At 74.4% G+C, this 15209-nt stretch carries 10 protein-coding genes and 1 pseudogene; 3 read left to right on the top strand and 8 right to left on the bottom strand.

Translation table 11 applies throughout. The annotated features are described in order from the left end of the window. The first annotated feature begins 5 nt into the window (after nt 1-5). From C6361_RS09975 to C6361_RS09965, 3 genes are all read left to right on the top strand, one after another. Nucleotides 6-1544 carry an acyl-CoA carboxylase subunit beta gene (locus tag C6361_RS09975; RefSeq protein ID WP_369931415.1) on the top strand — a complete coding sequence of 513 codons (1539 nt, stop codon included), beginning with the start codon at nt 6-8 and terminating at the stop codon, nt 1542-1544. Between the two features lie 33 nt (nt 1545-1577). Continuing rightward, nucleotides 1578-3653, top strand: coding sequence for a biotin carboxylase N-terminal domain-containing protein (locus tag C6361_RS09970; protein ID WP_107270861.1), 2076 nt, complete (start codon nt 1578-1580; stop codon nt 3651-3653). A 64-nt stretch (nt 3654-3717) separates the two neighbouring features. Next, entirely contained in the window at nt 3718-4923 is a 1206-nt protein-coding gene (locus tag C6361_RS09965; protein WP_107267561.1) for an acyl-CoA dehydrogenase family protein, read from the top strand. An 18-nt stretch (nt 4924-4941) separates the two neighbouring features. On the opposite strand, the gene C6361_RS09960 is transcribed toward C6361_RS09965, so the two are convergent. The 8 genes and pseudogenes from C6361_RS09960 to C6361_RS09920 form a co-directional block, all read right to left on the bottom strand. Next, entirely contained in the window at nt 4942-6069 is a 1128-nt protein-coding gene (locus C6361_RS09960) for a hypothetical protein (protein ID WP_107267560.1), read from the bottom strand. Continuing rightward, nucleotides 6066-7007: a transporter substrate-binding domain-containing protein gene (locus C6361_RS09955; RefSeq protein ID WP_107267559.1), complete on the bottom strand. Its 942-nt coding sequence runs from the start codon at nt 7005-7007 to the stop codon at nt 6066-6068. The genes C6361_RS09960 and C6361_RS09955 overlap by 4 nt, the downstream gene beginning before the upstream one ends. An 86-nt stretch (nt 7008-7093) precedes the next feature. Next, on the bottom strand, nt 7094-8854 hold the full coding sequence (locus tag C6361_RS09950) for a serine/threonine-protein kinase (protein ID WP_234359585.1): 1761 nt from the start codon (nt 8852-8854) through the stop codon (nt 7094-7096). A 70-nt stretch (nt 8855-8924) separates the two neighbouring features. After that, nucleotides 8925-9368, bottom strand: a complete 444-nt coding sequence (locus tag C6361_RS09945) for a hypothetical protein (protein WP_107257348.1) — start codon at nt 9366-9368, stop codon at nt 8925-8927. A 726-nt stretch (nt 9369-10094) separates the two neighbouring features. Then, nucleotides 10095-13484, bottom strand: a pseudogene (locus C6361_RS38125) (adenylate/guanylate cyclase domain-containing protein); the annotation flags it as partial. After that, nucleotides 13481-14281, bottom strand: a complete 801-nt coding sequence (locus C6361_RS09930; protein ID WP_107267557.1) for an MBL fold metallo-hydrolase — start codon at nt 14279-14281, stop codon at nt 13481-13483. The pseudogene C6361_RS38125 and the gene C6361_RS09930, both read right to left, overlap by 4 nt. 169 nt (nt 14282-14450) lie before the next feature. After that, nucleotides 14451-14912 carry a RidA family protein gene (locus C6361_RS09925; protein ID WP_107257346.1) on the bottom strand — a complete coding sequence of 154 codons (462 nt, stop codon included), beginning with the start codon at nt 14910-14912 and terminating at the stop codon, nt 14451-14453. Next, the gene (locus C6361_RS09920) at nt 14909-15064 is read right to left on the bottom strand and encodes a DUF4177 domain-containing protein (RefSeq protein ID WP_107257345.1); all 156 of its coding nucleotides are present in this window, start codon (nt 15062-15064) and stop codon (nt 14909-14911) included. Before C6361_RS09920 ends, C6361_RS09925 begins: the two co-directional genes overlap by 4 nt. Between the last annotated feature and the right edge of the window lie 145 nt (nt 15065-15209).

Here is a 15209-nt window from a genome sequence, read left to right as displayed (position 1 = left end):
CCGCGATGCTGGACCGGCTGGCGGAGCTGGAAGGTGCGCTGGACGCCGCCCGGGGCGGCGGCGGCGAGCGGTACGTGGCCCGGCACCACGAGCGGGGCAAACTCCTCGCCCGGGAACGGATCGAGCTGCTGCTCGACCGGGACGCGCCGTTCCTGGAACTCTCCCCGGTCGCGGCCTGGGGCACCGACTTCCCGACCGGTGCCGGCGTGGTCACCGGGATCGGCGTGGTCGAGGGCGTCGAGTGCGTCGTCGTCGCCAACGACCCGACGGTACGCGGCGGCGCGGTCAACCCCCACACGCTGCGGAAGACCCGGCGGGCCGGCGAGATCGCGCTGGCGAACCGGCTTCCGATGATCAACCTTGTCGAGTCGGGTGGCGCCGATCTGCCCAGCCAGGCGGAGATCTTCATCCCCGGCGGTCAGGTCTTCCGGGACCTGACCCGGCTCTCGGCGGCCCGGATCCCGACCGTCTCGGTGGTGTTCGGCACCGCGACGGCGGGCGGGGCGTACGTGCCGGGGATGTCCGACTTCACCATCATGGTGCGCGGCCGGGCGAAGGTCTTCCTGGCCGGGCCGCCACTGGTGAAGATGGCGACCGGCGAGGAGGCCGACGACGAGTCGCTGGGCGGCGCCGCCATGCACGCCGGTACCTCCGGACTGGCCGACTTCGTCGCCGCCGACGAGCGGGACGGGCTGCGGCTGGCCCGGCAGTGCGTACGCCGGCTCGCGTGGCGCAAACACGGCCCGCCGCCCCGCACCGCCCGACCCGAGCCGCCGAGGTACGACCCCGAGGAGCTGCTCGGCATCCCCAACGGTGACCTGCGGGTGCCGTTCGACCCGCGCGAGGTGCTGGCCCGGGTCCTGGACGGCTCGGAGTTCGACGAGTTCAAGCCGGCCTACGGCCGCGCCCTGGCCACCGGGTGGGGCGAGTTGCACGGCTATCCGGTCGGCGTACTGGCGAACGTGCAGGGCGTGCTCTTCTCCGAGGAGGCGCAGAAGGCGGCCCAGTTCATCCAGCTCGCCAACGCCGCCGACGTCCCGCTGCTGTTCCTACAGAACACCACCGGCTACATGGTCGGCACCGAGTACGAGCAGCGCGGCATCATCAAGCACGGCGCACTCATGATCAACGCGGTGTCGAACTCGACGGTGCCGCACCTGACGGTCAACCTCGGCGCCTCGTACGGGGCGGGCAACTACGGCATGTGCGGGCGGGCGTACGAGCCGAGGTTCCTCTTCACCTGGCCGAACGCCAAGTCGGCGGTGATGGGCCCGACCCAGCTCGCCGGGGTGCTCTCGATCGTGGCCCGGCAGGCGGCCCAGGCCAGGGGCCGGCCGTACGACGAGGACTCCGACGCCGCCATGCGGGCCATGGTCGAGCAGCAGATCGAGACGGAGTCGGCCGCGCTGTACCTCTCCGGCCGGCTCTACGACGACGGCGTCATCGATCCCCGGGACACCCGTACTGTGCTCGGGCTCTGCCTGTCGGCGGTCCACAACGGACCCGTTCGCGGCGCCGACACCTTCGGCGTCTTCCGGCTCTGAGCCATGCGCGTCGACGACAAGGAGGAGCGGCGGATGATCCGCAGACTGCTGGTGGCCAACCGGGGTGAGATCGCCCGGCGGATCTTCGCCACCTGCCGGTCCCTCGGCATCGAGACGGTCGCCGTGCACTCCGACCCGGACGCCGACGCGCCGTACGTCGCCGAGGCCGACGTCGCGGTCCGGCTGCCGGGTGCCGCGCCGGTCGAGACGTACCTCCGGGTCGACCGGCTGGTCGAGGCGGCGCGGCGGACCGGGGCGGACGCGGTACACCCCGGTTACGGCTTCCTCGCCGAGCACGCCGGCTTCGCGGGCGCGGTCGGTGACGCCGGACTGACCTGGGTCGGCCCGCCCGCCAAGGCGATCGCGGCGATGGGTGACAAGACCGAGGCGAAGGCGCTGCTCGCCGACGCGGGCGTGCCGATGCTGCCGACGTACACCGCCGCCGACCAGGTCGAGGCGTTTCCGGTACTGGTCAAGGCGGCGGCCGGCGGCGGTGGGCGCGGGATGCGGATCGTCCGCGACCCGGCGGACCTCGCCGGTGCGATCGAGGCGGCCCGCCGGGAGGCCGCCGCCGCGTTCGGCGACGGTACGGTCTTCGTCGAGCCGTACGTCGAGCGCGCCCGGCACGTCGAGGTGCAGGTCGTCGCCGACGCGCACGGCACCGTGCTCTGCCTCGGCGAGCGCGAGTGCTCGATCCAGCGCCGGCACCAGAAGATCGTCGAGGAGACACCCTCGGTCGCGGTCACCCCGGAACTGCGGGCCGGGCTGGAGGACGCGGCGGTGGCCGCCGTCCGGGCCGTCGACTATCTCGGGGTGGGTACCGTCGAGTTCCTGCTCACCCCGGCCGGCGAGTTCCACTTCCTGGAGATGAACACCCGGCTCCAGGTCGAGCACGCGGTCACCGAGTGCGTCACCGGCATCGACCTGGTCCGGCTGCAACTGCTGGTCGCCGAGGGCGGCCGGCTGCCGGCCGCCGCCCCGCCGGTCACCGGGCACGCCATCGAGGTACGCCTCTGCGCCGAGGACCCGGCCGCCGACTGGCTGCCGGCCACCGGGACGCTGCACCGGTTCGCGGTGCCGGGGGTGACCGCCGAGTTCGGTACCGGTCCGGGGCGCGGTTTCGGCCTGCGCCGCGACTCCGGACTGCGGCTCGACTCCGGGGTGCGGGACGGCTCGGTGGTCGGGGTGCACTACGACTCGATGGTCGCCAAGCTGATCGCCTGGGCGCCGACCCGGGACGAGGCGGCCCGGGCCCTCGCCGCCGCGCTGCGCCGGGCGGAACTGCACGGCGTGACCACCAACCGGGACCTGCTGGTCCGGGTGCTCCGCTCGGCGGAGTTCCGGGCCGGTGAGATCGACACCGGTTTCCTCGACCGGCACCCGGAGGTCTTCACCCCACTGCTGCCGCCGGACCGGGTCGGGCTGGCCGGGCTGGCCGCCGCGTTGGCCGGGGCCGCCGAACGCCGGGCCGCCGCCCCGGTGCTCGGCACCCTTCCGTCCGGCTGGCGCAACGTCCCCACCACACCACAGACCATCGGGTACGCCGGCCCGACCGGCCCGGTCGAGGTCGACTACCGGCTGGACCGCTCCGGCGCCCTGGTCGCCTGGACGACCCGACCCGCCGGCACCACCCCGAACCGACAGCCCGAGCCGAGCAGCCAGCCCGCCCCGAGCCGGCAGCCCGAGCCGAGCCGGCAGCCCGAGCCGAGCGGGCAGCCGGAGGTGGTGCTGCTCGCCGCCGAGCCGTCCCGCACCGTACTGGCGGTCGACGGGGTGCGGCAGGCGTTCGCCGTACACCGGGTCGGCGAGACGTCCTTCGTGGACGGTCCGGACGGTTCGGTCGCGCTGACCGAGCTGCCCCGGTTCGCCGAGCCCACCCCCGAGCTGGCCGAGGGCTCACTGCTGGCGCCGATGCCCGGCACGGTCAGCCGGGTACTGGTGACCGCCGGGCAGCGGGTCGCCGCCGGTGCACCGCTGCTCGTGCTGGAGGCGATGAAGCTCGAACATCCGGTCACCGCCCCCGGCGCCGGGGTGGTGACGGAGCTGCCGGTCGGCGCCGGTGCCCAGGTGGAGACCGGTGCGGTACTCGCCGTGGTCACCCCGGGATAGTCCGCCTCCACCCATCCGCCCGGTCCCCGTCGGACCCCGGTCCCCTCGTCGGAAGGCATCCCGCATGGACTTCGACCCCACCCCCGAGCAGCGGCAGCTCCGTGCGGCCGTCCAGGCGCTCGGGAAGCGTTACGGCCACGACTACTTCGTCGCCAAGGCGAAGGCCGGCGAGCACACCACCGAACTCTGGGACGAGGCCGGCCGGCTCGGCTACCTCGGGGTGAACATCCCCACCGAGTACGGCGGCGGTGGCGGCGGCATCACCGAACTGGCCATCGTCTGCGAGGAACTGGCGGCGGCCGGCTGCCCGCTGCTGCTCCTGGTCGTCTCGCCGGCCATCGCCGGTACGGTGATCGGCCGGCACGGCACCGAGGCGCAGCGCCGGACCTTCCTGCCCGGACTCGCCGACGGGTCGCTGAAGATCGCCTTTGCGATCACCGAGCCGGAGGCGGGCTCGAACTTCCACCGGCTCGGCACCGTCGCCCGTCGGGACGGTGCGGAGTGGGTCCTCTCCGGCCGGAAGTGCTTCATCTCCGGCGTGGACGAGGCGCCGTACGTCCTGGTCGTCGCCCGGGTACCCGCCCCGGAGAGCGGCGGTGCCGGCGGGCCCGACGAGCGGCTCCGGCCGGCGCTCTTCGTCGTGCCGACCGACGCCCCCGGGCTGACCAGGTCCAAGCTGGAGATGGAGATCGTCTCCCCGGAGAACCAGTGGCTGCTCTACCTCGACGAGGTACGGCTGCCCGCCGACGCCCTGGTCGGCGGCTCGGCCGAGCCGGGCGACCGGGACGGGCTGGACGCCGGGCTGCCGGCGCTCTTCGCCGGGCTCAACCCCGAACGGATCACGGTCGCCGCGATGAGCGCCGGCACCGGCCGGTACGCGATCGAGCGCGCCTCCACCTACACCGCGACCCGCCGGGTCTGGGGCCGGCCGGTCGGCGCCCACCAGGGCGTCTCGCACCCGTTGGCGCACGCCGCCGTCCAGGTGGAACTGGCCCGGTTGATGATCGCCAAGGCCGCCGCCCTCTACGACGCCGGGCGGGACGTCGAGGCCGGCGTCGCCGCGAACCTCGCCAAGTACGCCTCGGCGGAGGCGGCGGCGCTGGCCGTGGACACCGCCATCCAGGTGCACGGCGGGAACGGGATGACCACCGACTACGGGGTGGCCACCCTGCTCGGTGCGGTACGGGCCGGCCGGATCGCCCCGGTCAGCCGGGAGATGATCCTCAACTTCGTCGCCCAGCGGGTCCTCGGCCAGCCGAAGAGCTACTGAGCGCCTGCGGAAGCGGCCTCAGAACGCCGGGGTGGCCGTACGGCACTCCGCGTCGATCCGGTGCACCGGGCGTACCCGCCGACCCATCCCCTCCAGCAGCGAGTCCTCGACGTGGAAGCCGTGGATCCGCAGCCGGTAGCGGGGCAACTCCTCCTCGGTCGGGCAGAGCACCTGCGCCTCGACCCCACCGGTCGGCACGTACCGGACGCCGCCCCGCTCCTGGAGGATCACCATGCTGACGTCGTCCACCGTGATCACGTGTCCCCGGATCCGCTCGACCTCGCCGACCGCCGGATCGGGTGCCGCCGGCCCGGCCTCGGGGGCGGCCGGGGTGGCGCCGGTGCCGTCGTCGACGGTCCGGACCGTGGTGACGGTCAGCGGCAGCACCGGTGTGGTGATCACCGGCAGCGCCGCCCAGCAGAGCATCACCAGCACCGCCACCTGCACCGTCATGGCGAGCGGTCGCACCACCGCCACCGGTACGGGCCCGGTGACGAGCAGGGCGAGCAGCGGCGGGGCGGCGATCACGAGTGTCGCGAACAGTTCCCGCTGCCGCCACGCGTCGCCCAGGGTCGGCAGCATCAGCACCGCGTAGCCGGCCAGCAGCGCGGCGAGGAGCAGCAGCCGGGGGATCCGGCGCTCGTCGAGCCGGGCCGGGCTGAGCTGGAACGCGGCCGCGAACGCCGGCAGCAGCAGCGGCAGGTAGAGGATCGGCCAGGTGGCGAGCGCGACGGCGAAGCTGGCGATCACCACCCACGGCGGGGTGATCGCCCGCCAGCGGGCGAAGAGCGGCGGATGCCGGCCGATCCGGTGCCCCGGGTTCGCCTCGGCGCTGGCCAGCAGCACGGCGCCGATCGCGAAGACCGCGACCAGCCCGGCCGAGACCAGCCGGGCGGCGGTGGTGACCAGCGCGGCGGCCAGGTTCACCGGGTTCACGTTGGCGACGAGCAGCAGGGTGGTCTGCAACTCGCCACCGGCCTCGACGCCGAGCCGGAGTACCGAGAAGATCGCCGGCACCCCGACGACCAGCGTCCAGAAGGACTGGCTGGCCCGGGACCTCCGCTCGGCGGCGTCGGCGGCGGACGGCCAGCCCGGTGCCGGCGCACCGGGCGCCGGGGCGCTCCGATCCCGCTCGGCGAGGGTCACACCGGCGCCTTCTCGTCGAAGTCGACCAGGTCCGGGACGTTCAGCGGCGGCGGCTGCTGACGGTCGGCGCCGAGCCACGGCCCCAGGTTCCGGTGGTACGCGCTGAGCCACGGACTGGTCCGGCCGTCCCGCCCCTGCTGGTAGCTCTTCTGCAGGAAGAAGGCGACCAGGTCGCGGAGCGCGGGATCGCTGATCGGCACCCCGATGCCGAGCTGCTCGCTGGTGCCGAACGGCATGTCGACGACCTCGAACTTGCCCGGATGGTGCGAGCGGAACCCGGCGAGGATCGTCTCGTCGGAACTCACCGCGTCGTACCTGCCGTCGATGATCCCGTCGACACAGTCCCGGACGTTCTTGACCACCAGCGCCTTGATCTCGTGTTTTTCCAGTTCGGCCTCGGTGGTCGAGCCGCCGCCGACACAGATCCGGAAGCCGGGGGTACGCAGGTCCTCGATCGTGCGGATCCGGTTCTTCATCGCGACCGGGATCATCACCTCCTGGGTGGTGACGAAGTACGGCCCGGCGAAGCTGACCAGCTTCTGGCGTTCCTCGGTGATGGAGAAGCTGGAGACCACCATGTCGACCTGCCCGCTCTGTAGCGCGGGGATCCGGTCCTCGGTGGCGAGGTGGACGAACTCGATCCGCTCGTCCCCGGCGTAGCCGAGCGACGCCGCGATGTAGCGGGCGATGTCGATGTCGAATCCGATGTACTTGCCGGTGTCGTCCAGTACGCCCATCAGTGGTTCGTAGGTGGCGACCCCGATCCGCAGCTTGCTCTGGCCGTGGATGTGCGACTGCTTGAGCTTTTCCTGCACGGAGGGCGGCTCGGGACCGCGCCGGCTGTCGCAGCCCGCTCCGGCGGCGAGCAGCAGGGTGAGCACGACCGCCATGGTCGTGCCGAGGAGGCGTACCCGGCCCCTGGGGGATGTCTCGGTCATCGGCGGACCCCGGTCTGGAAGAGGGGGGATGCTATCGCCGAGCGTAGCGGTCAATGTCCACTTCGGTGCTCGACACCACGCGGAGGTCAGCTCGCCGTGAGGGTGGGCCCGGTGAGCCGGTCGACGCCCTTGCCGGCCAGGCAGCGGAAGGTCCGCCCGGTCCCGCCGGCCGGCGGCGGAAGCACCTCGAACCGCCACGGTGCGACGTCGATCAGGGTGGTGGTGCGCCGGAATATCGTGGCGTTGCAGACCTGGCGGACGGTGGTGTCGTCCTTCACCGCCGCGTGGTCGGCCGGGTCCAGGCCGAGCGGCAGGTCACCCTCGGCATAGGACTCCCAGGTGTGCCGCCCGGCGCAGGAGGTCTCGGGGGCCTCCGCGGCGGTCCCCCGGAGCCGGACCGGGCCGAAGCACTCCAGCTCGACCGGGCAGCGGGCGGCCTCGGGCAGCGGCAACTGGCAGCCGGGCAGCGCACCGGTGCCGAGCGGCGGCCGGCTGGCGGTCGGAGCGGCGGTCGTCGCCACCGCCCGCCCGGTCGGCGACGGGCCCGGCAGGGCTCGGGTGGCGACGAACCAGGAGCCGCCGGCGATGCTGGCGAGCAGGGCCAGCACGCCGAGTCCGCCGAAGATCCAGTAGCGCCGCTTGCGACGGCTCGGCCGGGAGACGGTGGGCTCTCCGTCCACCTCCGGCGGGGCGGAGCCGGACCGGGGTGGTGGCGGCGTGTACGACCTTGAGAGATAGACGCTGGGCGGGGCACCGCCCGAGGTCGGTGCCCCGGAGACGGGGACGCCCGACACCGGCACGCCGGAGACCGGCACACCGGAGACGGGGACGCCCGAGACCGGTGCGCCGGAGACCGGCGCGCCCGAGGTGGGTGTGCGGGGTGAGGGCGTACCGGCGGGACCCGACGTCGTCCCGGAGCCCGCCGGTGCCGCGCCGCTGCTGGCGGCCGGGTCCCCGATCGGCCAGGATCCGCCGGAGACCGGAATCCCGGAGACCGGGATCCCCGACACCGGCACGGCGGCCACCACGGTCGGGTTCGGCGTCGTCGCCACGGTCGGCGGATCCAGGGGTACGGCGGCGAGCAGGTCCCGCAACTGCTCGGCGCTGGGCCGGTCGGCCGGGTCGTTGGCCATCCCGTAGCGGAGCAGGTCGAGCAGTCGGCTCGGTACGCCCGGCAGCTCGGGGATCGGCTCGGTGAAGAGTTCGAGCAGGGTGAGCAGTCCGGGATTGCGGTCGGCCTGCCAGCGCGGCGGCTTGCCGTGCATCACCGCGTAGAGGGTGGCGCAGAGTGCGTACACGTCGACGGCGGGCGACGGCGGGCTGTGCCGGAACATCTCCGGTGGCGCGTACGCCGGGGTCAGCACCTCCAGGGTGATCGCCGAGTCCCGGGCCTCGGCGAGTACGGCCAGCCCGAAGTCGGCGAGCGCCGGCTCGTTGAACCGGGAGTAGAGGATGTTGGCCGGCTTGACGTCCCGGTGCAGCACCCCGAGCTGGTGGGCGTCGGCGAGCGCGTCGGCGATCTTCACGCCGACGTCGCGGGCCTCGACCGGGCTCAACGGCGAGGTACGCATCCGCTCGGCGTACGACCCGTCGCAGAGTTCCATGATCAGGTATGGGTGCTGGTCCTCGGTGACCCCGGCGTCGAAGAGGTCCACCACGTGCGGATGGGAGGACATCCGGCCGGCGGCCCGTGCCTCGCGGAGGAAACGGCGCTGGTCCCGCTCGCTGTCCAGGGTGCGGTTCTCGACCTTCACCGCGACCTCGCGCCCCACGGACTGCTGGGTGGCCCGGTAGACGGTGGCGTAGCCACCCCGGGCAAACACCTGCAAATCCGTCAGACCGGGCACGACGGGCAGCGGCAGCGCGCCTGGCGGGGTGTCGGTCACAGAGTCGAAAATACCGGGAACATGAGCCGGTTCAGCCCCCCGCACCCATGGCTGTTACCGGCTGGTTGCCATTGTGGTGCCGGTCGTACCAGAGCCCGGCGGCGGTGGCAACCGCACCCAGGCCCTCCCAGAGCGCCACTCCGAGGAACCGCCCCGGCGCCACCTCGGTCAGCACCAGGACGGTGAAGACGGTGAAGGTCAGCGCCCGGAACAGCACCGTGAACCCGAAGAAGGGCCGCCACTCCGTCCACGCCGCGAGCAGGTAGTAGACGCCCATGTTGAACGAGGCCATCGACGACGCGGCGACGAAGGTCCCGGTGTAGTCGCCGTCGGCCCGCTCGGCCGGGGCGAGCACCTCGAAGCCGAGCATCGCCAGCAGCCACTCCGGGCGGACCAGGCCGACGGCACCGAGCAGCAGAGCGAGCCCGCCGAAGACGGCGATGGTCCAGCCTGCGACCGAGCGGGGCAGCCTCACCTGCGGTCCTCCGTGCCGGCGCCGGTCCGCTGTGGACGGCAGTGGATCTAGGCTAACGGCTCACCGGCCCGGACGGTATCCCGGAGATCGATGGAATCGGAACCGACCGCACGGCCCGGGCCGGCACGACGACCGGGCCGGGCCGGGCCACCTTGCCGGGCTCGGCGACCTTGCCGGGCTCGGCGACCCTCGCGGCCGCGCGTCCGGCCGGCCGCCGCGCTATGCCGGAGTGTCTCCGGCGAGCGCCGTCGGCGCCGGAACCTCCCCGGCGAGCCGCTGCCGGACCACCAGCAGCCGCTCCGGGGCGGTACCCGTCGACGACCGGGCCAGCCGGTCCCGCAACTCCTCCGCCGCGGCCCGCTCGCTGGTCTGCTGCGTCGAGTACGCCAACCGGACCGCCTCCTCGGCGACCTCGAAAGCCTCCGCCGGCTGCCCCGCCCCGGCCAGCGCCTCGGCGAGTACCCGCGCGGCGATCACCCGACTGCGGATGTCCTCGCCCGGAGCCTCCACCGCCTGCCGGGCCCAGTCGAGCGCGGCCGCTGTCTGCCCGTCGGCGAGCAGCGCGGAAGCGTATCGGGCGAGAGCCTGGCGGCGGCTGAACAGCACCGACGGCACCGCACCGGCCGCCGCGATCGGTTCGAGCAGGCTCACCGCGGTCGCCGCGTCACCGTCGGCCAGCCGGCTCGCGGCGAGCAGCATCCGGGGACCGAGCTGGGTCGGCGCCAGCGGGTTGTGCGGCTCCACCGCCGCCAGCACCGCCTCGGCGTCCCGTTCCGCCGCCGCGACGTCGCCCCGGTCCAGCGCCACGAACCCGCGCAGCGTGCCGGCGAGCCCGGTCAGCAGCGGGTGCGAGGTGCGCCGGCCGTACCCGAGCGCGTCGGTGAGCAGGTCGGTGGCGTGCTCCGGCTCGCCGACACCGCGCGCCACCGCACCGCGTACGACCAGGGCGAAGCCCCGGCCCCAGTCGTCGGAGGCGGCGACGAAGTCCCGGTACGCCCGCCGCGCCTCGCGGTCGGCGTCGGCGAGTTCACCGAGTTCGGCGGCGGCGAACGCCTCCACGGCGCGCAGCGTGCCCACCGCCCACGCCTCGCTGACCCGCTCGCCGAAGGGCAGGAAGACCTGGGCCAGCCGGCGCGCCTCACCGAGCCGGCCGGCGAGCAACCGGGCGAACGCGGTGGTACCGCGCAGCCAGGCCCGACCCACCGGATCGTCGATCTGGGCGAAGAGCCGGGCCGCCCTGCCCAGCACCGCGTCGGTGCCGGCGAAGTCGCCCCGGGTGGTGGTGACCCAGGCCAGGTTCTGGAGTGACCAGGCCTGCCCCCGGGGATCGTCGGCATCCAGGTTGACCTGGTAGGCCCCGGCGAACCGGCTGCTGGCCTGACTCAACCGGCCGCTGACGAAGTCGGCCATCCCGAGCCGCCGCATCGCCGAGGCGCGCGGCCCCGGCAGATCGGCCCGGGTGGCCACCTGCAACGCCTCCTGCCAGGAGTTCACCGCCCGCGCCTGGTCGCCCAGGGCCTGGTACGCCTGACCGACCACGAGCAGTGCCCCGGCCCGTACGGCGACGTCGTCCCCGGCGTTCGCCCCGATCTTCTCGGCGAAGGCGAGCGCCTCGGCGATCCGCCCCACCTGGAGCAGGGCGCGGGCGTGCACCAGCCGGTCGCCGCCGGGTACCGACTCTCCGGCGAGCCGGGCGGCCCGCTCGGCGTACTCGACGGCCTGTGCCGGCTCTCCGGCGGCGAGTGCCCGGCGGGCGGAGCGGCCCAGCGCGGCCATGCCGAGCGGCGCCACGTTCCGGGCGGTCGCGTCGGGGCGCAGGCTGACCACGTCGGCGAGCGCGCTGGCCCGCTCGGCGTGCTCGGCGATGAAGGCGTCGCGTTCGGCGACCGGCAGTCCGCTGACGCCGGTACCGGTCCGGCCCGGCTCGCCCGGGCCGGTGCCCGGGTCCGGCGGCGCGGCCCACTCGGCGAGGGCGGCGTGCCGGTCGGCGAGGTCGGCCTTGCCGATGCCGGCGTAGACGGCCTCCCGCATCAGCGGGGTGGCGAAGATGTAGCCGTCCCGGTTGCGGTGCAGCATCCGGCGCTGGAGCAGCTCCTCGACGGCCCGCTCCAGCTCGACGGCGAGGACCGCGGTCGGCCGTCCGTCGCGCCCGGCCCGGCGCTCGCGCAGTGCCTCCAGCGCACCGGCCGGCACCGTGTCCCCGACCACCGCGGCGTCCCGAAGTGCTGCCCTGGCGTCGGGCGGCAACGCGTCGATCCGGGCCGCCAGCACGGCGGCGAGGTCCCGGGAGAGCAGCCGGCTGCCCAGCGAACCGGGCGCCAGCCGCCAGATGACGCTGGCCCCGGTGCTGGCGGGTCCCGGACTCGGCACCGCGGTGCCGGATGCCGGGTTGGCTCCCCGGCCCTCCTCCGGACCGGCCGGTCCGCCGTTGCGCCGCTGCCCCGGGACGGCGGTGCCGGTCGCGGCCGCCCGCCCGGCGGAGCCGGCACCCGGGTCGGCGGCCGGACCGGCGGGGGATCGGGCCGGTGCCCGGCCCAGCACGGTGGTCAGCGCACCCCGCTCCATCAGCAGGGTGACCAGCTCGGCGAGGTAGAAGGGGTTGCCCTGGGCGGTGGCGAGCAGCCGGTCCACGTCCGCCTGCGGCAGCCGCCCCCCGCCGAGATAGGCGGTCAGCAGCCGGGCGGCGTCGGCACCGCGCAGCGGTGGCAGGGCGTGCACCTCGGCGTCGGCCAACCGGGTCAGCGCACCGGCGGTGCGGACCAGTTCGGGGCGGCCGAGCAGCAACACCAGCACCGGCCCGGTCAGCCGGGAGAGGGTCACGCCGAGCGCGTCGGTGGTCTCCGGGGTGGCGTCGTGCAGGTCGTCGACGATGACCGCGAGCGGCCTCTCGGCGGCGAGCGCGCTGAGCAGCTCCGCGACGGCGGCGGGGATCGCGTCGGCGTCCGGGCCGGTGTCGCCGGCCGACCACTCGGCCGGGCCGGCCGGCACGGTGCCGTGCGCCGCCGGCAGCTCGGCGTAGCCGAGCAGGGCGAGCAGGAGGTCGACGGCGACCGGCGGCGGATCGGGCCGGTACCGGGACAGCCGCTGGCCGAGCCGGCGCAGCCGCTCCTCGACCACCGGCCGGGTGACGGCGGTGGCCGGGCCGTCCGGCAGGCCGACCGCGGCCCGGACCAGGTCGGCGAGCGGGGCGAGCCGACGGCGCTCCCCGAACGCCGCGCACTTCACCGAGAGCACCCGGGCGCCGGTGTGCGTCGCGTACCGGCCGGCGCCGACGTCGTATCCGGCGGCCAGCCGTTCCACCTCGGCGGCGAACCGGGACTTGCCGATCCCCGCCTCGGCGGTCATCAGCAGCACCCGGGGCTGGCCCTGGTCGACGACCTCGGCGAGCCGACCGGCGACCCGGCCGATCTCGGTCTCCCGACCGACGAAGGGCGCCTCGTCACCGAGCCCGGACCGGGTACCGGGGGCGTCGAGCAGGCCCAGCAGCTCGTACGCCTCGACCGGCTCCCGCTTGCCCTTGAGCCGCAGCGGCCGGAGCTGTCGCCAGGAGGCGACCCGGCGGGTCGCCGCCGCCGTCCGGGCACCGGCGTAGACGGCCCCGATCGCGGCGGCGTCGGCCAGCCGGGCGGCGGTGTTCACGGTGTCGCCGATGACGGTGTATTCGATCGACGCCTGGATGCCGGCGACCACGTCACCGGTGTTGAGCCCGACCCGGAGCCCGAGCGGCGCTCCGCCGCCCTGCTCGTCGTCGAGCACCCGGCGCACGGCCCGCTGCATGGACAGGGCCGCCCGGACGGCGCGCTCGGCGTCGTCCTCGTGTGCGACGGGGGCGCCGAAGACGGCCATGATCCCGTCGCCGGTGAGCTTGTCGACGTGCCCGCCGAAGGTCTTGACCGCACCGGCGAGCGCGGCGAGCACCCGGTCGGTGACCGTGCTGACCCGCTCTGGATCAAGGTCTTCGGACCAGGAGGTAAAATCGGACAGATCGCCGAAGAGCACCGTTACCACCCGGCGCTCCGCTTCCGGAAGGGTCGCGGCAGCCGGCAGCGCGACTCCACAGTTGTGGCAGAACCGCGCACCGGGTACGGCAACGGTTCCACACACCGGGCAGGTCACGGACTTTCCAACCCACCGGCCCCCGGGCCGGATTCCCGGTTCTCGTGATCGAGATAGGCGAGCTGGGCCCGAACGGACCATTCGGCCGCCGGCCAGAGCGACCGGTCCACGTCCGCGTAGACCATCGCCACCACCTCGGCGGCGGTGCGTGCCCCCCGGCTGCGCGCGGTGCGGACCTGGTCGAGCCGGGCCTGCCGGTGGGCCAGGTAGAACCGGGCCGCGGCGGCGCAGTCGGCCAGCGGCGGGCCGTGCCCGGGCAGCGCCGGGACCCCGGCGAACTCGGTCAGCGTCTCCAGGCTGGCAAGGTAGTCCCCGAGGTCTCCGTCGGGATGCGCGACGACCGTGGTGCCCCGGCCGAGGATGGTGTCGCCGGTGAAGACGGCCTGCTCGTCGCCCCCCTCGACGAGGAAGCAGAGCGAGTCGGCGGTGTGCCCCGGGGTGACCAGCAGCCGGATCCGCAGCCCGGCCAGCTCGACCGTCGACCAGGCGCAGCGGAAGGTCACCGGCTCGGCGCCGGTCAGCTCCAGAAACCGCTCCAGCCCCTCGGTGTGGTCCGGGTGGCCGTGCGTGACCAGCACCCCGGCGACCGGCCCGCGTTCGGCGACGGCGGCCAGGTGACCCTCGTCGAGCGGCCCCGGGTCGATCACGACCACCTCACCCGCGCCCGGGGCGCCCAGCACCCAGGTGTTGGTGCCGTCCAGGGTCATCGGCCCGGGGTTGGGGGCACGGACCAGCGTCGCCCAGCCCGGTAGCTGGTCGGCCAGCGCCGCCACCGGCGCGGTCACATGCCCCGTCATGGCTGAGATGGTACGACCCGCGGGCGACAGCGGCGTGACCTGCCGGTGTCGCCCGTCCGACGGGCCGTCCCCCGACTGCCTGCGCGTCCGTTTCCGGCGCCGCCCGCAGCGGTGCGGCGGGCGGGCGGAAGCTCCGCCGGACGGCCGGAAACCCGAGGCGCCCGGAAGCTCAGGCCACCTCGACGATGACCTCGACCTCGACCGGCGCACCGAGCGGCAGTTCGGCGACCCCGACCGCGCTGCGGGCGTGCCGGCCGGCCTCGCCGAAGACGGTGCCGAAGAGTTCCGAGGCGCCGTTGAGCACGCCGGGCTGCCCGGTGAACCCGTCGGCGGAGGCCACGAAACCGGTCACCTTGACGATCTTGACGACGCTCTCCAGACCCACCAGCGCGTCGATCGCGGCGAGCGCGTTGAGCGCACACTGCGCGGCCAGGTCCTTCGCCTGCTCGGCCGACACCCCACCACCGACCCTGCCGGTGGCCAGCAGCTTGCCGTCCCGCAACGGCAACTGACCGGAGACGTACACCTGGCGGCCCGACTGGACGGCCGGCACGTACGCGGCCAGCGGCGGCACCACGTCGGGCAGTACGAGGCCCAACTCGGCAAGCTTGGCGTGTGGCCCAGCCGTCACGGCTTGGCCCGCTTGAGGTACGCGACGAGCTGCTCCGGGTTCGGGCCGGGTATCACCGCCACCAGTTCCCAGCCGTCCTCGCCCCAGTTGTCGAGAATCTGCTTGGTGGCGTGCGTGAGCAGCGGCACCGTGGCGTACTCCCACTTCTGCATCGCTAGAGGTCTCCTCGTCTCGGGCTTGTCGGCGACAGCCTACGGGCTGCGGCCACGCCGGTACGCGTACGCCTCCCGATCCGTGCGGTGGAGCGGCTCGATCCCGCCCCCGTACCGCGGCTGCCCCGGTTGGGCGGGGCGGGAT

It is taken from the genome of Plantactinospora sp. BC1 (assembly GCF_003030345.1).
In the GTDB taxonomy this organism is placed as follows: Bacteria; Actinomycetota; Actinomycetes; order Mycobacteriales; family Micromonosporaceae; genus Plantactinospora.
The sequence above is the reverse complement of the archived record's forward strand: the minus strand, read 5'-3'. Positions and strand labels throughout refer to the sequence as shown.